This window comes from Stenotrophomonas sp. PFBMAA-4 (genome assembly GCF_030053215.1).
Lineage (GTDB): Bacteria > Pseudomonadota > Gammaproteobacteria > Xanthomonadales > Xanthomonadaceae > Stenotrophomonas.
The window spans coordinates 247,068-265,700 of sequence record NZ_JASGBW010000002.1; the positions used below are offsets into that span (position 1 = coordinate 247,068).

Here is an 18,633-nt window from a genome sequence, read left to right on the forward strand (position 1 = left end):
CCTGGGCCGGCACAGTTAAGGGGCGATTCAATACCCACGCACGAAGCTGGCCCTACACCCGTCCTTGGGGGGACCCACATGAAAACGCGCCTGTTGCTTGCCGGTGGCCTGTTGCTGGCCCTCACCGGCTGTTCCACCTACGACTATGTCGGCGGTGGCGGCGGTGGCAGTTACTACCACGGTGCCCCGTCGACGGAGTACCGCTATCCGTATGGCTACCCGTCCACCTATGGCTACCCGTATTACGGTGGCTACGGCGGTGGTGGTTACGGCTATGGCTACTACGGCAACCCCTATTACTCGCGCCCGATCTACCGGCCGCCGCACCACAACCACCGTCCGCCGCCGCGCCCGGGCAACGGTGGCGAGAACCGTCCGCCGCCGCCGCCGCGCCAGAACAACGGTGGTTCGCCCTGGCGCAACATGGACTCGATGCGTCGCCCGCCGCAGGCCGGCAGGCCGGCCCAGGCGCGTCCGTCCGCGCCGCCCCAGGCTCGTCCGTCTGCACCACCGCAGTCACGTCCGGCACCGGCACCGCGTGCGCCGAGGTCGAACGGTTCCCCGTGGCGAAACATGGAACGATGAACGGTTCCCCGTAGCGAAACATGAATCGTGCGACGCAGCGCACAGTTGGGCCCTGAAACATCTTGCATTTCATCCGGTTCAGGCCGCAATCTACGCCGGTGGTGACGGCCCGCGTCACAAAGTGACGAAAGTGTTAAGGGCCGGTCCCAAACAGCTCTACGTCGATATCCGACAGGAACATCTGGATCCCCCCTGTTCCGGCCCTGTCGGATGTCGGCACCTCTGAAAGCAGACGGCCCCGCAATGCGGGGCCGTCTGTTTTTGGCGTCAGTAGATCCACGCCATGCGTGGATGGGCTCTTCCGGCAAACCGCCCGCCTTGGTAGATCCACGCCATGCGTGGATGGGCTTTCCCGGCAAACCGCCAAAAAAACAGGGCCGGACAGTCCCCCGACTGCCGGCCCCCCGCTTCCCCACCGTGCGCCTGTACCGGCCCCTGTTCCAATTCCGGTCAACGGCGCCTACGGCGCCAGCCACGATGGGTGCTATTGGGTTATCTGCAAAAATCCTGCCAACTTTAGGGCGGATTTCATCCCGTACCCGATCCGGGCCCGTCGCCCCCCTCCGAATGGCGCTAAAATCGCCACCCCGGCGCCGCCCCCGGCCGCGCCCGTCCCTTGTTGACCTGCCCCCATGACCCAGTCCTTCCATCGTTACGACGTCATCGTCATCGGCGGTGGCCACGCCGGCACCGAGGCCGCGCTGGCCGCGGCCCGCACCGGCGTGCGCACCCTGCTGCTGACCCACAACATCGAAACCGTGGGCGCGATGAGCTGCAACCCGGCCATCGGCGGTATCGGCAAGGGCCACCTGGTCAAGGAAATCGACGCCCTGGGCGGCGCGATGGCGCATGCCGCCGACCGGGCCGGCATCCAGTGGCGCACGCTCAACGCCTCCAAGGGCCCGGCCGTGCGCGCCACCCGCTGCCAGGCCGACCGCAACCTGTACCGCATGGCGATCCGCGCCATCGTCGAAGGCCAGGCCAACCTGACCGTGTTCCAGGCTGCCGTCGATGACCTGGTCATCGAAGGCGACGCCGTGCGCGGGGTCATCACCCAGACCGGCCTGCGCTTCGATGCCGACGCCGTGGTGCTGACCGCCGGCACCTTCCTGGCCGGCAAGATCCACGTCGGGCCAACCCAGTACGCCGCGGGCCGCATGGGCGACCCGCCGGCCACCACGCTGGCCGCGCGCCTGCGCGAGCGCCCGTTCCAGGTCGACCGCCTGAAGACCGGCACGCCGCCGCGCATCGACGGCCGCTCGCTGGATTACAGCGTGATGGACGAGCAGCCCGGCGACACGCCGCGCCCGGTGATGTCCTTCCTCGGCTCGGTGGACGAGCATCCGCAGCAGGTCAGCTGCTGGATCACCCACACCACCGAACAGACCCACCAGATCATCCGCGACGCGCTGCACCGCTCGCCGCTGTACAGCGGCCAGATCGAGGGCATCGGCCCGCGCTACTGCCCCTCCATCGAGGACAAGGTGGTGCGCTTCGCCGAGAAGGCCAGCCACCAGATCTTCGTCGAGCCCGAGGGCCTGGGCATCGTCGAGATCTACCCCAACGGCATCTCCACCTCGCTGCCGTTCGACGTGCAGCTGGAGATGGTGCGCAGCATCCGCGGTTTCCAGAACGCGCACATCACCCGCCCCGGCTATGCCATCGAGTACGACTTCTTCGACCCGCGCGGCCTGAAGGCCTCGCTGGAAACCAAGCTGGTCAACGGCCTGTTCTTCGCCGGCCAGATCAACGGCACCACCGGCTATGAAGAGGCCGCCGCACAGGGCCTGCTGGCCGGCCTCAACGCCGCCCGCCAGGTGCGCGGGCTGGACGGCTGGTGCCCGCGCCGCGACGAAGCGTATCTGGGCGTGCTGGTCGATGACCTGATCACCCACGGCACCAATGAGCCGTACCGCATGTTCACCAGCCGCGCCGAGTACCGCCTGCAGCTGCGCGAGGACAACGCCGACCAGCGCCTGACCCCGGCCGGCCGCGCGATGGGCCTGGTGGATGATCGCCGCTGGAGCGCCTTCGAAACCAAGCAGGCCGCCGTCGCCGCCGAGCGCGCACGACTGGGTGCGCTGTGGGCGACGCCGGCCAATGCGCTGGGCCGCGAAGTGCAGGAAACGCTGGGCGTGGCGGTCAGCCGCGAAACCAACGTGCTGGACCTGATCAAGCGTCCGGAGCTGGATTACGCGCAGCTGATGCAGGTGCCGTCGCTGGGCCCGGCCGTGGCCGATGGCAAGGTGGCCGAGCAGGTCGAGATCGGCGTGAAGTACGCCGGCTACCTGGACCGCCAGCGCGACGAGATCGAACGCCAGCAGCGCCACGAAGCCACGCCCATCGCCGAAGGCTTCGACTACGCCAGCGTGCGTGGGTTGTCGGCCGAAGTGCTGCAGAAGCTGGAACGCGTGCGCCCGCAGACCATCGGCCAGGCACAGCGCATCCCCGGCATGACCCCGGCAGCAATCTCGCTGCTGCTGGTGCACCTGGAACGCGCCCGTCGCGGCCGCGTCGCGTAACGCGCATCTGCGGTAGCGCCGGGCCATGCCCGGCGAGCGCAGCGGCACGCGAACATCCGCCGGGCATGGCCCGGCGCTACCGGCTCTGGCTTGGTCGACACGCATGCGTGGACCACGCGTGCGTTACAGTCGAGCAGGCCCGACGCGTGGTCAAGCGTGCCAGTGCCGAAGTCGCCGCCGGCCCGCGCATTGCGGCCATCAGCGATCACATCGACGCCACGCTGGCCGCGCGCACCGAGGGGCCGCAACTGCCTGCCGGCCACGGTGACGCTGCCTGGCTGGACGGCCTGTTCCGGCAGATGCTGGCGGCGCACGCGCCGGCATAGGCGTAGCGCCGGGCCATGCCCGGCGAGCGCAGCGGCACGCGAACATCCGCCGGGCATGGCCCGGCGCTACCGATGGATTGGCCGCGTATCATCGTCGCAATCGCCCCACCTGGAGACACCGATGAACCCCCTGCGCCCTTTCCGCGACAAGATGCCCGTCCTCGGCGAGCGCGTATACGTCGACCCGGCCTGCACCCTCATCGGTGACGTGGAACTGGCCGACGATGTCTCCATCTGGCCGGGCACCGTCATCCGCGGCGACGTCAATTTCGTCCGCATCGGCGCGCGCACCAACGTGCAGGACGGCACCATCATCCACGTCAGCCACCACAGCCCGTACAACAAGGCCGGCTACCCGACCCTGATCGGCGAAGGCGTGACCGTCGGCCACGGCTGCATCATCCACGCCTGCACCATTGGCGATTACAGCCTCATCGGCATGGGCGCGTGCATCCTCGACGGCGCACGTGTCGAGCGCCATGCCTTCGTCGGCGCCGGTGCGGTGGTCGGCCCGGGCAAGGTGGTCGGCGAGGGCGAGCTGTGGGTGGGCAACCCGGCGCGTCCGGCACGCACGCTCAGCGACAAGGAAATCGAGTCGCTGCATTACTCGGCCGACCATTACGTGCGGTTGAAGGACGAATACCTGGGCTGAGGCGCTTCGCCGGCCACGGCGCTCTGCTAAAGTCGGGGCCCGACCAGGAACCGTCGAGACCCCCATGCCTGTGGCAGCACGCCGGAGAGGACTCCAGCGCCCACATCCGCGGCCATCGCACTGATGGCCGCGCCCATGCTCGATACCTACCGCGAGGTGGTAACGCCGGAAGGCGTGCCGCTGCAGTTGCCCACCGCCGGGCCGATGCCGCGTGCGCTGGCCTGGCTGGTCGACCTGGGCATCCGCTTCGGCGCGCTGGTGGTGCTGTCCATTCCGCTGGCCCTGCTCGATGAATTCGGCCGTGGCATCTACATGGCCGCGATGTTCCTGCTGATGTGGGCCTACCCCATCGTCTGCGAGGCGCTGTGGGGCCGCACCCTGGGCAAGCGCGCGCTCGGCCTGCGCGTGCTGTCGCGCGATGGCGCACCGGTGGGCTGGATGGCCTCGATCACCCGCAACCTGCTGCGCACCGTGGACATGCTGCCGTTCGGTTATGCCCTGGGCCTGCTCAGCAGCCTGTTCGATCCTTACGGGCGCCGCCTCGGCGACCTGGTGGCCGGCACCGTGGTGGTGCACGATCCGATGCGCTACCTGCAGCCGCCGGCCACCATCGACAGCGTGCTGGTACCGCCGCAGCCCCTGCGCCCGCAGGAACAGGCCGCCGTGATGGCCTTTGCCGAGCGCGCGCCGCGCCTGTCGCCGGGCCGCCAGCAGGAACTGGCGGGCATCGCCGAGCCGCTGACCGGCGCGTCCGGCCAGGTGGGCGTGCTGCGCCTGTATGCGATGGCCAACTGGCTGCTGGGCCGCCGATGAAGCAGGAACAGTTCGTCGCCCGCCACCAGCAGGAATGGCAGCAACTGGAGCAGTGGCTGCAGCAGCGCGCGGGCGCCTCGCGCCGCAAGCGGCGCAGGCCCGACGCCGGTGATCCCGGTGATGTTGCCTTCCCCCAGCGCTACCGGCGCCTGTGCCAGCAGCTGGCGCTGGCCCGCGAGCGCGGCTACAGCCCGCAGCTGGTGCAGCGCCTGCAGCAGTTGATGCAGCAGGGCCACAGCGTGCTGTACCGCACGCCGCCGGTGCGCTGGCGGCGGGCACTGGAATTCCTGGTGGCCGACTTCCCGATGCTGGTGCGCAGCCAGGCACGCAGCATGTGGGTGGCGCTGGCGATGTTCGCGGTGCCGGCGCTGGCCTGCTTCGTGGTGGTGCAGCTGTACCCGGACAGCGTGCACCTGCTGATGGACAACAGCCAGATCGCCGAGATGGAACGCATGTACGACCCGGCGTCCGACCGCCTGGGGCGTGACAGCGGCACCGACTGGATGATGTTCGGCTACTACATCATGAACAACATCAGCATCGCCCTGCGCACCTTCGCCAGCGGCCTGCTGGCCGGGCTGGGCACGCTGCTGGTGCTGCTGTTCAACGGCGTCATCATGGGCGCGGTGGCGGGCCACCTGCAGCAGATCGGCCACGGCGATCCGTTCTGGCGCTTCGTGGTCGGCCATGCCGCCTTCGAGCTGACCGCCATCGTCATCGCTGGCGGCGCCGGCCTGCAGCTGGGCATGAAACTGCTCGCGCCCGGCCGCCGCCGCCGCATGGACGCGCTGGTGGAAGGCGGCCGCATCGGTGCGCGCCTGTGCCTGGGCGTGGCCTTCATGCTGCTGCTGGCGGCCTTCGTGGAAGCATTCTGGTCATCGATCGCCCAGATCCCGGCGTGGGCCAAGTACAGCGTGGCCGGCGTGCTGTGGGCCGGCGTGCTGCTGTGGCTGTGGCGTGGCGGTCGCGGGGGTGAACGTGCGGATTGACCACCTGAACGTGGCCCTGCGCGCGCGCAGCAGCTGGGAAGCCATGGAACTGGGCACGGCCCTGACCCGCCGCCATGCACGCGCGGTGTGGGGCAGCTGGCTGCTGGCCAGTGCGCCGCTGTTCGTGCTGTTCAACGCGCTGGCCTGGTGGCTGGACGGCTTCGCCTGGGCATCGCTGGCGATGTGGTGGTGCAAGCCGCTGTTCGAGCGCGCGCCGCTGTACGTGCTGTCGCGTGGCATCTTCGGCGAGCAGGTGGGCGCCCGCGCGGCACTGGCCGCGCAACGGCACTGGGGCGGCACCGGGTTCTGGGGCTACCTGGGCTGGCGCCGTTTCAGCCTGCTGCGCAGCCTGTGCCTGCCGGTCAACCTGCTGGAAGGCAACGCCCCGGCGCAGCGCGGGCCGCGACGGCGCGCGGTGGCGGCAGGTGCCGCCGGTCCGGCCATCATCCTGGCGCTGGTCTGCGTGGCCTTCGAGATGGTGCTGGTGCTGGGCGCGATCGCTGCGGTCTTCATGTTCATCCCGCTGGAACTGCTGCCCGATTCGTGGCGCGCAGCGTGGGCGATGCTGAGCGTTGAAACCCCGCCGTGGGCCGATCTGCTGCTGAACCTGCTGGGCTGGCTCAGCGCCGCACTGATCGGCCCGTTCTACGTCGGCGCCGGCTTCGGCCTGTACCTCAACCGGCGCACGCAGATGGAAGCGTGGGACGTGGAGATCGCCCTGCGCCGGCTGCGCGAGCGGCTGCTGCCGGCGGCATCCACGCTGGCCCTGCTGATTTGCCTGGCGCTGCCGCTGGCCCCGGCGCATGCGCAGGATGCCGCCAATGATCCTGCCAACACCGCCGCCGGCGTCTTCGGCGAGGAACCAGTCGACACGGCTGGCTTCCGCCAGGCGGTGAACCGTGCCTACGAGGATCCCCTGCAGCGCCCACTGCGCCAGGTGACCGAGTGGAAGCCGATCGAGGACGCCGAAAAGAAGAAAGACGCCAAAAAGGACAACAGCAAGGATGACGCCGCCAGCAGCGGAGCGGGCGAACGCAAGCGCACGCTGAAACTGCTGGCACGCGTGGCCGAATGGGGCCTGTGGGGCCTGCTTGGCCTGGTGGTGCTGGTGCTGCTGCTGACCGCGCGTCTGTGGTGGCCGTGGCTGCGCGGCGCCGGCCGGCGCAAGGCGAAGGACGCACCGCGCGTGCAGGAAGAAGCCGTGGACGTGCCGGTGGTGCTGCCGCCGGATGTAGCCACCCAGGCCGGCCTGCTGTGGGACCAGGGACGCCCGCGCCAGGCGCTGGCCCTGCTGTACCGCGCCAGCGTGCGCACCCTGGTCGAGCGCACCGGCAACGTCCTGCCCCCCGGTGCCACCGAAGCGCAGTGCCTGCGCGCCTCGCGGCGGATGCCGCAGCCGGCGGACCGCGACCTGTTCGCGCGCATCGTGCGCACGTGGCAGTACGCCGCGTATGGCGGCCGCCTGCCCACGCGCGATGAGTTCGATGGACTGGCCGCGACCCTGCGCCAGCAGTTCGGGTGGAAGGCATGAGCCCGCGCGTTTTCTGGGCCCTGCTGCTCGGCCTGCTGGTGCTGCTGGGCGTGCCGTTGGCCATCCTGTTCCTGCGCACGCACGAGAAGGTGACCGAAACCGTGGTGCTGCCGCCACGCGGCGAAGCCAGCTACAACCCGCTGTACGTGCTGGGCCAGGCGCTGCGCGCCGATGGCATCGAGGTGCAGTCGCGGCAACGCCTGCAGCTGGCAAAGATGCCCCTGGGCAACACCGACACCGTGGTGCTGCTGCAGGACACCCGCGAAATGCCGCCGGGCACCGCGCAGGCGCTGCTGGACTGGGTCGGGCGGGGCGGCCACCTGCTGCTGCGCACGCAGCCGCCGGACGTGGACAAGCCCAGCACCACCCAGGGCCCGCTGCTGGATCGCATCGGCGTGGAAAGCCTGTTCCATGGCAACGACTGCCAGCCCTTCCACGTGGTGGATGATCCCAGCCACGTGGAATTCTGCGGGGGCCGCCGCTTCAGCCTCGGCTTCCAGGCCAGCGCCGCGGCCGAGCGCCGCTGGGGCAATGAAGAAGGCCTCGCCTTCGCCCGCCTGCGCCATGGCCAGGGCCGCATCGATGTGCTGGCCGACATGGATTTCATGCTGGGCGCGGGCACCAATACGCTGCCGCGCAAGCGCGCGACGGCCAAGGACACGCCGCAGCGCGATGGCCTGCACGATCTGTCCCACCGCGACCTGACCCGCTACCTGCTGGACCCCAACTACGGGCGCGGCACGGTGTGGCTGGTCTACGGCAGCCGCCCGCCGACGCTGTTGGCGCGCATCGTGCTGCAGGGGTGGCCGGTGTGGATTCCGCTGCTGCTGGGCCTGCTGGGCTGGCTGTGGGCGCGCGCGCAGCGCCTGGGCAGCGTGCTGCCCTCGCCCGTGGTCGAGCGCCGTTCGCTGCTGGAACACGTGCGTGCCAGCGGCGAGCTGCTGATGCGCTTCGGCCATGGCACGCAGCTGTACCACGCGGTGCAGGCGCTGTTCCTGCATCGCCTGCGCCTGCGCGCGCCGGTGGCGGCCGCGCTGGATGGCGCTGCCCGCGACCAGGCCATCGCCGAGGTACTGCAGTGGCCGGCCAGCCGCGTGGCCACCGCCCTCACCGCTCCTTCGCCGCACGATTCCTCCGCCCTGCGCGAGCGCATCCGCTTGCTGCTCCAGATGAGATCCCTGCTATGACCGATGCACCTGAGCTTCCGGCGGCCGCTGCCGCCCGCCTGATCGAACGCGTCGACGCCATCCGCGATGCCGTCGGCCGCGCCTTCATCGGCCAGGCCGACGTGCTCGACCAGATCATGGTGGCGCTGCTGGCCGGTGGCCACGTACTCATCGAAGGCGTGCCCGGGCTGGGCAAGACCCTGCTGGTGCGTGCGCTGGCACAGGCCATGGAACTGGACTACGGGCGCGTGCAGTTCACCCCCGACCTGATGCCCAGCGATGTCAGCGGCCACGCGGTGTACGACCCCAAGAGCGAGAGCTTCAAGATCCGCCGCGGCCCGGTATTCACCAACCTGCTGCTGGCCGACGAGATCAACCGCGCCCCGGCCAAGACCCAGTCGGCGCTGCTGGAAGTGATGCAGGAAGGCCAGGTGACCATCGAAGGCAAGGCCTTCACCCTGGCACCGCCGTTCATGGCCCTGGCCACGCAGAACCCGCTGGAACAGGAAGGCACCTACCCGCTGCCGGAAGCGCAGCTGGACCGCTTCCTGCTGAAGGTGCTGATCGACTACCCGCAGCTGGACGATGAGAAGCGCATGGTCACGGCCATCACCCTGGGCCGCGCCGCCAGCGATTTCGACCTCAGCCAGGTGCCGCGCGTGCTCGGCGCCGGCGAACTGCTGGCGCTGCAGCAGGCCACCGCCGCCATCACCGTCGATGACGAAGTGATCGACTATGCGGTGCGGATCGTGGCCGCCACCCGTTCTTGGCCGGGCATCGCCGTCGGCGCCGGCCCGCGCGGCAGCATCGCGCTGGTGCGTGCGTCGCGTGCGCAGGCCGTGCTGGCCGGCCGTGATTTCGTCACCCCCGACGACGTGCGCGACATCGCACGGCCGGCGCTGCGCCACCGCATCGCACTGGCGCCGGAACTGCAGATCGAAGGGCAGGGCCCGGACGACGTGCTGGGTGCCCTGCTGGCCAAGGTGGAAGCGCCGCGCCGATGAGGCCTGCGCCGCTGCTGCTGGTGCTGCTGGCCGCCTGGGCCGTGCTGGGCGGCCTGGTGCTGGGCGGGCTGCTGCCGCGCTGGAGCTGGGCCGTGGGCGGTGCCGTGGTGGCTGTGCTGGCGCTGGCCGACCTGTGGCGGCAGTGGCGGCGTGCTTCGCCACAGGTGCAGCGCCAGGTACCCGAAGCGCTGGCGCTGGGCGTGCGCCGCGAGATCGGCCTGCGCCTGTTCGCCGAGCAGCCGATGCGGGTGGAAGTGTTTGATCGCGTGCCCGGCGGCTGGCCGCTGGAAGCGCTGCCGCAGCGCCTGCAGCTGCGCGCCGGCCACGCCAGCACCCTGCACTACCAGGTGCAGCCGCAGCAGCGCGGGCGCTTCCAGTTCGACGGCGTGGACGTACGCATCCGCTCGCCGTGGCGGTTGTGGTGGCAGCAGCGCACGCTGCCGCCGGCGCTGGAAGTGCGGGTCTACCCGAACTTCGTGCCGCTTACCCGCTTCGCGTTGTTCAGTGCCGACCAGGCGTCGCGGCTGGTGGGCGCACACGTGAAGCGGCGGCGCGGCGAAGGCACCGATTTCCACCAGATGCGCGAGTACCGCATCGGTGACAGCCTGCGCCAGCTCGACTGGAAGGCGACCGCGCGCGCGCGCAAGCTGATCTCGCGCGAGTACCAGGACGAGAAGAACCAGCAACTGCTGCTGATGCTCGACAGCGGCCGGCGCATGCTGGCCAGCGAAGGCGGTCTTTCGCACTTCGACCATGCCTTGAACGCATCGCTGGTGGTGGCCTACCTGGCGTTGCGCCAGGGCGATGCCGCCGGCCTGTTCGCGGTGGGCGGTGAACGCCGCTGGGTGGCGCCACAGCGTGGCATGGGCACGGTGGAACACCTGCTGCGCGCCAGCTACGACCTGCAGCCGCAGGCCGTGGCCACCGATTACCTGGCCGCCGCCACCGAAGTCTCGCTGCGCCAGCGCCGGCGCGCGCTGGTGATGCTGGTCAGCAACGTGCGCGACGAAGACATCGAAGACCTGCTGGCCGCGGTGCGCCTGCTGCAGCGCCGCCACCTGGTGTGCGTGGCCAGCCTGCGCGAACGCGAACTGGACACCGCGCTGGATGGCGAGGTGCACACGCTGGAAGACGCCGCCCAGGCCGGTGCTGCCGCGCTGTACCTGCAGCAGCGCGCGAAGGCGCATGAAGCCCTGCGCAGCGAGAAGGTGATGGTGCTGGACGTGACCGCCGACGCCCTGCCCGCCGCGCTGGTGGAACGGTATCTGGCAGTGAAGCGCGAAGGCCTGCTCTGACCGGTAGCGCCGGGCCGGAGCCGAGCATGGGCTCGGCTCTACAGACAGCCGGATTCCCGTAGAGCCGAGCCCATGCTCGGCTGCAGTGTCAGCGTTCGCCCAGCAACCGCCGCTGCAACCGCTCCACCGCGCGCTGCAGCAGCACCCGGTTGCGGGCCAGTTTCATCCACTGCGGCAGGCGCGAGAACATCGAGCGATGATGCCCGCTGCCTTCGCGCAGCGTGGCCGTGGCGTAGTCGTGCAGCGCCTGCAGGTGCTCGGCGTTGTACGCCCACAGCAGACCGGCAGCGGTCTTCTCCACCAACCGCAGCGGCAGGCCGAAATCGGGGTCGATGGCTTCGTTGCCACGCCACCGCGACAGGGTCACGTCCACCTCACTGCTGCGGCCGCACTGGCTGCAATCCGCCGCCAGCGTCCGCAGCGGCGCCGTCGCGCGTGCACGGTGCACTTCAGCGCTTACCCACTTGTGGCCGCAGTAGCCACACGGCCGGTAGCCGCTGTAGCGCACCGGCCCCACCCAGGCACTGGGCCTGCAGCGACCGCAGCCGCAACCGCCATCCAGTGCTTCGCTGCACCCCAGGCAACGGAAGCGCCGCGAGTCGGTGGGGCCGATCACCCAGCCAGGCGTATCACAGCGGTGGCAGCGCACCGCCACCCGGTCGGCATAGCGCCACAGGGCATGGCCATCATCCCGATGGCGACCCGGCGGCGCGGCAAGCCGCGGGGTGCGGTCGCGCCGCACCCCCATCAGACGTAGATCCGCGTCGGCGCCTCGTCCACGATCGCGTGCGGCACGAAGCGCGCACTGTCGCGGGTGATCGCGCTGTCGTCCTCGCGGATGCCGATGCCGCAGGCGTGGTCACCAATCACCCAGCTGCCGATCAGCGGATAACCGCCTTCGAAGCGGGTCAGCGGGTGCGCGCGCTGGATGATCGCCGGGCCTTCGTACGGGCCGTCGCTGCGCTGGGTGCTGCCATCGGCCAGGTGCATCTCGATGTTGGCGCCTTCGCGCGAGAACAGCGGCTTGCGCACCCAGCCCGAGGCCAGCGCGCTGCCATCATCGAAGTGCGCTTCCAGCAGGTTCGGGTGGCCCACGTTGCGCTGCCACAGCAGCGGCAGGATGCCCTTGTTGCTCAGCACCGCCTTCCACGCCGGTTCCAGCAGCTGGATGCCCGAGCCGGGCAGCGCGCGGCCGAATTCCTCGGCCATCAGGTCTTCCAGCGGGTACAGCTTGAACAGCGTGCCGATCACCGTGTCGTCCAGCGCGGTGAAGCGGCCATCCTCGGACAGGCCGATATCCTCGATGGCGATCGCCTCGCCCTGCAGGCCGGCCTGGGCCGCGCAGTCACGCAGGTAATCGACCGTGCCACGGTCCTCGTCCGAACTGCCCACGGCGCTGAAATACAGCGGCGGCGGCAGGCGCACGGCCAGTTCGCCGAAGCGCTCGACCAGGGCCTCGTGCATGCCGTTGAACTGGTCGGCGTGCTGCGGCAGGCGGCCGGCATTGCGCTGGTCCTCCAGCCACTGCCACTGGAAGAAGCTGGCCTCGAACAGCGAGGTCGGCGTGTCGTAGTTCAGTTCGTACAGCTTGGCCGGGCCGGTGCCGTCATAGGCCAGGTCCAAGCGCCCGTACAGGTGCGGCTGGCGCTGGCGCCAGCTTTCGGCGATCCAGTCGCGGTACTGCGCGGGGATCGCCAGCTGGTCCATCAGGCGCTCGCTGGCGATGACATCGCCCACCAGGTCCAGCGCCATCTGGTGCAGCTCGGCGCTGGGGTCTTCGATGTCCACCTCGATCTGGCGCAGGGTGAAGGCGTAATACGCGCTTTCATCCCAGTACGGCTGGCCATCGATGGTATGGAAGCGGAAACCGGCTTCCTCCGCGCGCGCCCGCCACTGGGCGCGCTCGGCAATGCGAATTCGCTGCATGGGTCGATCAGCCGCCGAAGCTGCCGCCGCTGCGGCGGGCGCTGGTGCTGCCGAAGCCACTGCGGCTGGCGGTGACGGCGCGGTTCGGCTCGCTGCTGACCGGGGCCAGGCCGGCCTTGCCCGCGCCGATGCCGCTGGCGGTGTTCATGCCACCGGTGCCGCCCGGGGCCGGACGCGCCCAGCCGGCGTTCTTGTCCTGGTAGGCCGGGGCCGACGCCGGCGCCTGCGGGGCGAGGCCACCGCGGTTGCTCAGCATCTGCGACATGAAGAAGCCCATCATCATCGGGCCGATGAACGAGGTACCGGCCGAGGTGTGCTGCTGCACGCACTGCTCGGGCTTGTAGTCCTGCTCACAGGCTTCCTTGCTGGCGTACTTCGGCGCCGCATCGGCGGCCTTCTGCTGCGCCTCGGCAAAGGCGTTGCGGCACGAGGACGGGTCGCCCGTCGCCTCGGTACAGGCCTGCACCGAGGTGTACAGGCCTTCCTGCACCTGCACCTGCTCTTCCTTCTGGCAGGCGGTGAACAGCAGGGGTGCAGCGCTCATCAACAGCAGCGCGGTGGTGCGGGAACGCTTCATGGCGTCATGCCTCGGAATCGGATCAATTCCCCCAATGATGCCAAATCCGGGCCAACAACCGGAATCGGCAAAATAGGAAAGATGAACGGAATTTCATTTTCACTTGCAGGGACAGGATGCGGCCCCAGGTAGCGCCGGGCCATGCCCGGCGAGCGCAGCGGCCACATGCGGGTATTTCAAGGCCGCCGGGCATGGCCCGGCGCTACCGCTGCAAGCGGCGAAGGTGGTTGCAGCAGCAACCGAAAAAATTGTCCATGATCGGGCGACCCCCACGTTGTACGGCCCGCCCGTTCCGCCAGCCATGCCTGAATACCGCTCCCGCACCTCCACCGCCGGCCGCAACATGGCCGGCGCCCGCGCCCTGTGGCGCGCCACCGGCATGAAGGATGGCGACTTCCACAAGCCGATCATCGCCATCGCCAACTCCTTCACCCAGTTCGTGCCCGGCCACGTGCACCTGAAGGACGTCGGCCAGCTGGTCGCGCGCGAGATCGAGAAGGTCGGCGGCGTCGCCAAGGAATTCAACACGATCGCCGTGGACGACGGCATCGCCATGGGCCACGACGGCATGCTGTACTCGCTGCCCAGCCGCGAGATCATCGCCGACTCGGTCGAGTACATGGTCAATGCGCACTGCGCCGATGCGCTGGTGTGCATTTCCAATTGCGACAAGATCACCCCCGGCATGCTGATGGCCGCGCTGCGCCTCAACATCCCGGTGGTGTTCGTCTCCGGCGGCCCGATGGAAGCCGGCAAGACCAAGCTGTCCGAGCACAAGCTGGACCTGGTCGATGCGATGGTCATCGCCGCTGACGAAAGCGCCAGCGATGAAAAGGTGGCTGAGTTCGAACGCAGCGCCTGCCCCACCTGCGGTTCGTGCTCGGGCATGTTCACCGCCAACTCGATGAACTGCCTGACCGAAGCGCTGGGCCTGTCGCTGCCCGGCAACGGCTCGACCCTGGCCACCCACGCCGACCGCGAGCAGCTGTTCCTGCGCGCCGGCCGCCTGATCGTCGAACTGTGCCACCGCTGGTACGGCGGCGAGGAAGCAAGCGCGCTGCCGCGTGGCATCGCCACCCAGGCCGCGTTCGCCAACGCGATGACCCTGGACATCGCCATGGGCGGGTCCACCAACACCATCCTGCACCTGCTGGCCGCAGCGCAGGAAGCCGAAGTGGACTTCGACCTGACCCACATCGATGCGCTGTCGCGGCGCGTGCCGCAGCTGTGCAAGGTGGCGCCGAACACGCCCAAGTACCACATGGAAGACGTGCACCGCGCGGGCGGCGTGTACGGCATCCTCGGCGAACTGGCGCGCGGCGGCCTGCTGGATACCCGCGTGCCCACCGTACACAGCCGCACCCTGGCCGACGCCATCGAGCGCTGGGACGTGGCGGTCAGCAGCGAACCGACCGTGCACGACTTCTTCCGTGCCGGTCCGGCCGGCATTCCCACCCAGGTGGCTTTCAGCCAGGCCACGCGCTGGCCCACGCTGGACGTGGACCGCGCCGAAGGCTGCATCCGCAGCGTCGAACACGCCTACTCGGCCGAAGGCGGCCTGGCCGTGCTGCGCGGCAACCTGGCCGTCGATGGCTGCGTGGTGAAGACCGCCGGCGTGGACGAGTCCATCCACGTGTTCGAAGGCAGCGCACGCGTGTTCGAGAGCCAGGACGCGGCCGTGGCCGGCATCCTCGCCGACAAAGTGCAGCCCGGCGACGTGGTGGTCATCCGCTACGAAGGCCCGAAGGGCGGCCCGGGCATGCAGGAAATGCTCTACCCCACCAGCTATCTGAAATCGAAGGGGCTGGGCAAGCAGTGCGCGCTGCTGACCGACGGTCGTTTCTCCGGCGGCACCTCGGGCCTGTCGATCGGCCACGTCTCGCCGGAAGCCGCCAGCGGCGGCACGATCGGCCTGGTACAAGACGGCGACCGCATCCGCATCGACATCCCCGCACGCCGCATCGACCTGCTGCTGGACGAGGCCACCCTGGCCCAGCGCCGCGCCGAGGCCGACGCACGTGGCTGGAAGCCGCGTGAAGCACGCCCACGCAAGGTCACCAGCGCGCTGAAGGCTTACGCGCTGCTGGCCACCAGCGCCGACAAGGGCGCGGTGCGCAATACGGCTCTCTTGGGCGATTGAATGGCCGTGGGGTCGGATCCCTTTCGCAGAAAGGGCTCCGACCCCAGCACAGCACAGCACAGCATCCAGTCTGCTTGAGCCGAATCGCGATGATGGTCCAGTCGTGTGCAGTCGCACCACGGTCGTCCGATCTGCGAGGTTGCCGGCCAGCGGCCGGCACTACCCGTGCCAGTTTGGTACGGTGTCCGGGTACTCACTGACACGGAGGTTGTGATGACGTTGCTTTCGCTTGCCCTGGCCGCTGCACTGGGCACCGCAGCCGAACCGCCGAAGGCGCCAGACTGCAGCTACGACCGCGATGCGCTGCTGGCGATGGAACCGGATGCGTTCGATCAGGACCTGGAAGGCGGCTGGCGCCCGCTGGCCGAGCGTGATTGCCAGCGCGAGGCGGCCGACCTGCTTGCCGCTTACAGCGCTCTGCCCAAGGCGGCGGGCAACACCACCATCCTCTGGCATGAGGGGCAGCTGCGCGCCGAGCTCGGGCAGACGGCCCAGGCGATTGCGCTGATGCAACGTACCTACAAGCCGAAGGACAAGGATCCCGGTTACTGGAATGCCTACGTGGACGGCACGGTTGCCTTCCTGCAGCACGACCGTGCGGCACTGGAGAAGTCCCGCGCGGTGCTGGTCGCGATTCCCACACCGGAGGAATTCGCGGGGGCGTTGAAGAATGGGCGCTACCACTTCACGACCGCAGGCGGGCAGAAGGTGGATGTGGCCTGGCCGCCGAACCTGGACGTGCTGGATGGCTTCCTGCGCTGCTTTGATCGCGATTACCACAACGCCTATGGCAACCAGGCCTGCCGGAAACCGGAAGGCGGTTGAGCAACAGCATGCGTGCCGGGGTCAGAGCCCTTCCTGCGGAAGGGATCCGACCCCGCGTCAGCCGATCACGCGCTTGAACGGCGGCAGCGCGTCGATGATGCGCTTTCCATAACGGCGGGTCAGCAGCCGCGAGTCGAGGATGACCACGCGGCCGGTGTCGGTGGATGTGCGGATCAGGCGGCCGGCGAACTGGGTGAGCGTGCGCAGCGCGTGCGGGATGGCGATCAGGTTGAAGGCGTTCATGCCGCGCGCTTCCACCCATTCGCTCAGCGTGGCGGTCTGCGGGTCGGTCGGTACCGCGAACGGCACCTGGGTGATGACCACCGTGGTGCAGGCTTCGCCGGGCAGGTCCAGGCCTTCGCCGAAGGAGTTCAGGCCGAACAGCACCGAGCCCTCGCCCGCGGCGACGCGGCGCAGGTGTTCGTCGATCAGCCGGGTCTTGGACATGTCGCCCTGCACCAGCACCTGCTTGCGGCGTGCGGCCGACATCAGGCCGGCCACCTTTTCCATCTTCCAGCGCGAGGTGAACAGCACCATCGAGCCCTTGGCCCAGTCCAGTTCCTGGTCCAGGTAGCGCGCCACTTCGCGCGGATGGCCTTCGCGGTCATCAGGCGTGACCGGGAACTTCGGCACGATCAGCTCGGCCTGGTTGGGCAGGTCGAAGGGCGATGCCAGCGAAACCATTTCCGCTTCCGGCGGAATGCCGTTGTCGATGGCCAGCGACTGGAAGTCACCGCCGCCGGTCAGCGTGGCCGAGGTCATCACCACCGAATCCACTTCATCCCACAGCAGCTTGCGCAGCACGTGTGCGGCCGACACCGGCGAGCCGTGCAGCACCAGGTCGCCGTCGCGGGTGGCAGTGACCCAGCGCGCGGTGGGCGGCGCACCGTCCTTGTCCTCGCGGCGCCAGGCCTGCCACAGGTTGTACTGCTGCTCGATCATTTCCAGCGCCATGCCGAGGTTGCGCTGCAGGCGCTCGCGCGCGGCGTCATCCGGCTTGCCCTTGGCCACCTGTGCGTTGGCGGCATGGGCCCAGTTGTAGAGGCTGCGGGTGTCGTCGGCCAGCGCTTCGATCGGCTCGCGCCAGGCCTCGGGCAGGCGCCCGTTGGCGGCGCGCCACATCGGGTCCTCGTCGGCCGGCGCCGGCATCCACACCGCTTCCACGTGGTCGCGGAAGGCGCGCAGCTGCTTTGCCACGTTGCTGGCCACGTCGATGGCTTCGTTCGGCAGCAGGTTGCCCAGGCGGTCCTTGTCGACCGCCCGGTAGGCGCCGGCAATCAGGATCTGCAGGCGGCCGGTGCGCTTGGCCATCTCGTCCAGGGCCAGGCTGGCCGCGCCCTGGTCGATGGCCACGTTGCCGATGTGGTGGCCTTCGTCCAGCACCAGCAGCATGTCCGAGGGCGCGGCGATCATCGGCTGCCCGTTGTCGCTGTCACCAATGGACAGCGCCGACAGCAGCAGCGCGTGGTTGGTCACCACGATCTGCGCGTCGCGCACGGTGTTGCGTGAGCGCAGCACCGCGCACTGCGCCGAATACGCGCAGCGGCGCCCGGCACAGGCCGAGGCGGGCGTGGTGATGCGGCTGCGCAGGCCGGGGCTGATGGTTTCCGGCGCGTTGTCGATGTCGCCGTCCCACGTGCCGCTGGTGAAGGCATCGGACAGGCGCTTGGCGATGTCCATTTCGATGGGCGCCAGCGGCCGGTCGTACAGCGGCGCTTCGTCCTCGAACATGCCGCCCTGCGCACCCTCGCCCTGCGCTTCGGCGGCGTTGCGCGTGCACAGGTAGCGGGTGCGGCCCTTGGCCAGCGCCACGGTCGCTTCCAGGCCGGTGGCCTTGAGGAAATTGGGAATGTCGCGCTCGACCAGCTGCGACTGCAGGGCCACGGTACCGGTGCTGATGACCAGCTTCTTCTTGCTGGCCAGGGCGATCGGCACGCCCGCGGTCAGGTAGCCCAGGCTCTTGCCGACGCCGGTGGGCGCTTCGACCACGCCGACGCCACCGCTGGTGGACAGCGCACGCGACACCACGCCGATCATCTGGCTCTGCGAGCGGCGGGTGGAAAAGCCGGGGGTGTTGGCCTGCAGCGTCGTGTACGCCTTGCGGATCGCGTCCTTCAAGGCGTCATCGAGCTTGCGCGGGGCGGCGACAGTTTCGGTCACGCCGGGAACTACCGTGGCTGGATCAGGCCGGCCATTGTCGCATGGCCGGCCACCGGGACCGAGGCGCGTGCGCTGAACAGGGTCAGCGGCGTCGGGGGTTGGCGGTCATGGGCTGGATGGCC

The 18,633-nt window shown here is 69.4% G+C and carries 15 protein-coding genes and 1 pseudogene; 12 read left to right on the top strand and 4 right to left on the bottom strand.

The annotated features are described in order from the left end of the window. Positions 1-78: 78 nt before the first annotated feature. From QMZ26_RS02450 to QMZ26_RS02495, 10 genes and pseudogenes are all read left to right on the top strand, one after another. Positions 79-585, top strand: coding sequence for a hypothetical protein (locus QMZ26_RS02450; RefSeq protein WP_079224088.1), 507 nt, complete (start codon positions 79-81; stop codon positions 583-585). A 632-nt stretch (positions 586-1,217) separates the two neighbouring features. Next, positions 1,218-3,107: a tRNA uridine-5-carboxymethylaminomethyl(34) synthesis enzyme MnmG gene (gene mnmG / locus QMZ26_RS02455; RefSeq protein WP_079224090.1), complete on the top strand. Its 1,890-nt coding sequence runs from the start codon at positions 1,218-1,220 to the stop codon at positions 3,105-3,107. 149 nt (positions 3,108-3,256) lie between these two features. Then, positions 3,257-3,433 (top strand): annotated as a pseudogene (locus QMZ26_RS02460) (nucleotidyltransferase domain-containing protein); the annotation flags it as partial. A gap of 121 nt (positions 3,434-3,554) precedes the next feature. After that, complete coding sequence (locus QMZ26_RS02465; protein WP_079224098.1) at positions 3,555-4,085, top strand: gamma carbonic anhydrase family protein; 531 nt, start codon at positions 3,555-3,557, stop codon at positions 4,083-4,085. Between the two features lie 123 nt (positions 4,086-4,208). Next, entirely contained in the window at positions 4,209-4,898 is a 690-nt protein-coding gene (locus QMZ26_RS02470) for an RDD family protein (protein WP_283220461.1), read from the top strand. Beyond that, positions 4,895-5,887: a stage II sporulation protein M gene (locus QMZ26_RS02475; protein WP_283220462.1), complete on the top strand. Its 993-nt coding sequence runs from the start codon at positions 4,895-4,897 to the stop codon at positions 5,885-5,887. Before QMZ26_RS02470 ends, QMZ26_RS02475 begins: the two co-directional genes overlap by 4 nt. Further along, positions 5,877-7,418, top strand: a complete 1,542-nt coding sequence (locus tag QMZ26_RS02480) for a DUF4129 domain-containing protein (RefSeq protein ID WP_283220489.1) — start codon at positions 5,877-5,879, stop codon at positions 7,416-7,418. Before QMZ26_RS02475 ends, QMZ26_RS02480 begins: the two co-directional genes overlap by 11 nt. Continuing rightward, on the top strand, positions 7,415-8,605 hold the full coding sequence (locus tag QMZ26_RS02485) for a DUF4350 domain-containing protein (RefSeq protein WP_283220463.1): 1,191 nt from the start codon (positions 7,415-7,417) through the stop codon (positions 8,603-8,605). Before QMZ26_RS02480 ends, QMZ26_RS02485 begins: the two co-directional genes overlap by 4 nt. Next, on the top strand, positions 8,602-9,588 hold the full coding sequence (locus QMZ26_RS02490) for a MoxR family ATPase (RefSeq protein WP_079224102.1): 987 nt from the start codon (positions 8,602-8,604) through the stop codon (positions 9,586-9,588). The genes QMZ26_RS02485 and QMZ26_RS02490 overlap by 4 nt, the downstream gene beginning before the upstream one ends. Then, positions 9,585-10,883, top strand: coding sequence for a DUF58 domain-containing protein (locus QMZ26_RS02495; RefSeq protein WP_079224103.1), 1,299 nt, complete (start codon positions 9,585-9,587; stop codon positions 10,881-10,883). The genes QMZ26_RS02490 and QMZ26_RS02495 overlap by 4 nt, the downstream gene beginning before the upstream one ends. 88 nt (positions 10,884-10,971) lie before the next feature. Here QMZ26_RS02495 and QMZ26_RS02500 read toward each other — a convergent pair whose 3' ends face one another. The 3 genes from QMZ26_RS02500 to QMZ26_RS02510 are packed head-to-tail and all read right to left on the bottom strand — an operon-like array spanning position 10,972 to position 13,386. Next, positions 10,972-11,631, bottom strand: coding sequence for a hypothetical protein (locus QMZ26_RS02500; protein WP_283220464.1), 660 nt, complete (start codon positions 11,629-11,631; stop codon positions 10,972-10,974). Continuing rightward, the gene (locus QMZ26_RS02505) at positions 11,631-12,809 is read right to left on the bottom strand and encodes a glutathionylspermidine synthase family protein (RefSeq protein ID WP_283220465.1); all 1,179 of its coding nucleotides are present in this window, start codon (positions 12,807-12,809) and stop codon (positions 11,631-11,633) included. The genes QMZ26_RS02500 and QMZ26_RS02505 overlap by 1 nt, the downstream gene beginning before the upstream one ends. Positions 12,810-12,816: 7 nt before the next feature. After that, complete coding sequence (locus QMZ26_RS02510; RefSeq protein WP_079224108.1) at positions 12,817-13,386, bottom strand: DUF1190 domain-containing protein; 570 nt, start codon at positions 13,384-13,386, stop codon at positions 12,817-12,819. A 301-nt stretch (positions 13,387-13,687) separates the two neighbouring features. Here QMZ26_RS02510 and ilvD point away from each other — a divergent pair, with 301 nt between their 5' ends. Continuing rightward, a complete protein-coding gene (ilvD, locus tag QMZ26_RS02515; protein ID WP_283220466.1) occupies positions 13,688-15,526 on the top strand; it encodes a dihydroxy-acid dehydratase in 1,839 nt (612 codons plus the stop codon). 213 nt (positions 15,527-15,739) lie between these two features. Next, positions 15,740-16,351 carry a hypothetical protein gene (locus QMZ26_RS02520; RefSeq protein WP_200732194.1) on the top strand — a complete coding sequence of 204 codons (612 nt, stop codon included), beginning with the start codon at positions 15,740-15,742 and terminating at the stop codon, positions 16,349-16,351. Positions 16,352-16,408: 57 nt separating this feature from the next. Here QMZ26_RS02520 and dinG read toward each other — a convergent pair whose 3' ends face one another. Then, positions 16,409-18,511, bottom strand: a complete 2,103-nt coding sequence (gene dinG, locus QMZ26_RS02525; protein WP_283220467.1) for an ATP-dependent DNA helicase DinG — start codon at positions 18,509-18,511, stop codon at positions 16,409-16,411. Between the last annotated feature and the right edge of the window lie 122 nt (positions 18,512-18,633).

Coding starts and splice junctions, on each gene's coding strand:
- QMZ26_RS02485 (WP_283220463.1), top strand. CDS start 7,415: ATGAGCCCGCGCGTTTTCTGGGCCCTGCTGCTCGGCCTGCTGGTGCTG.
- QMZ26_RS02475 (WP_283220462.1), top strand. CDS start 4,895: ATGAAGCAGGAACAGTTCGTCGCCCGCCACCAGCAGGAATGGCAGCAA.
- QMZ26_RS02465 (WP_079224098.1), top strand. CDS start 3,555: ATGAACCCCCTGCGCCCTTTCCGCGACAAGATGCCCGTCCTCGGCGAG.
- QMZ26_RS02470 (WP_283220461.1), top strand. CDS start 4,209: ATGGCCGCGCCCATGCTCGATACCTACCGCGAGGTGGTAACGCCGGAA.
- QMZ26_RS02495 (WP_079224103.1), top strand. CDS start 9,585: ATGAGGCCTGCGCCGCTGCTGCTGGTGCTGCTGGCCGCCTGGGCCGTG.
- ilvD (WP_283220466.1), top strand. CDS start 13,688: ATGCCTGAATACCGCTCCCGCACCTCCACCGCCGGCCGCAACATGGCC.
- mnmG (WP_079224090.1), top strand. CDS start 1,218: ATGACCCAGTCCTTCCATCGTTACGACGTCATCGTCATCGGCGGTGGC.
- QMZ26_RS02490 (WP_079224102.1), top strand. CDS start 8,602: ATGACCGATGCACCTGAGCTTCCGGCGGCCGCTGCCGCCCGCCTGATC.
- QMZ26_RS02510 (WP_079224108.1), bottom strand. CDS start 13,386: ATGAAGCGTTCCCGCACCACCGCGCTGCTGTTGATGAGCGCTGCACCC.
- QMZ26_RS02500 (WP_283220464.1), bottom strand. CDS start 11,631: ATGGGGGTGCGGCGCGACCGCACCCCGCGGCTTGCCGCGCCGCCGGGT.
- QMZ26_RS02450 (WP_079224088.1), top strand. CDS start 79: ATGAAAACGCGCCTGTTGCTTGCCGGTGGCCTGTTGCTGGCCCTCACC.
- QMZ26_RS02520 (WP_200732194.1), top strand. CDS start 15,740: ATGACGTTGCTTTCGCTTGCCCTGGCCGCTGCACTGGGCACCGCAGCC.
- QMZ26_RS02505 (WP_283220465.1), bottom strand. CDS start 12,809: ATGCAGCGAATTCGCATTGCCGAGCGCGCCCAGTGGCGGGCGCGCGCG.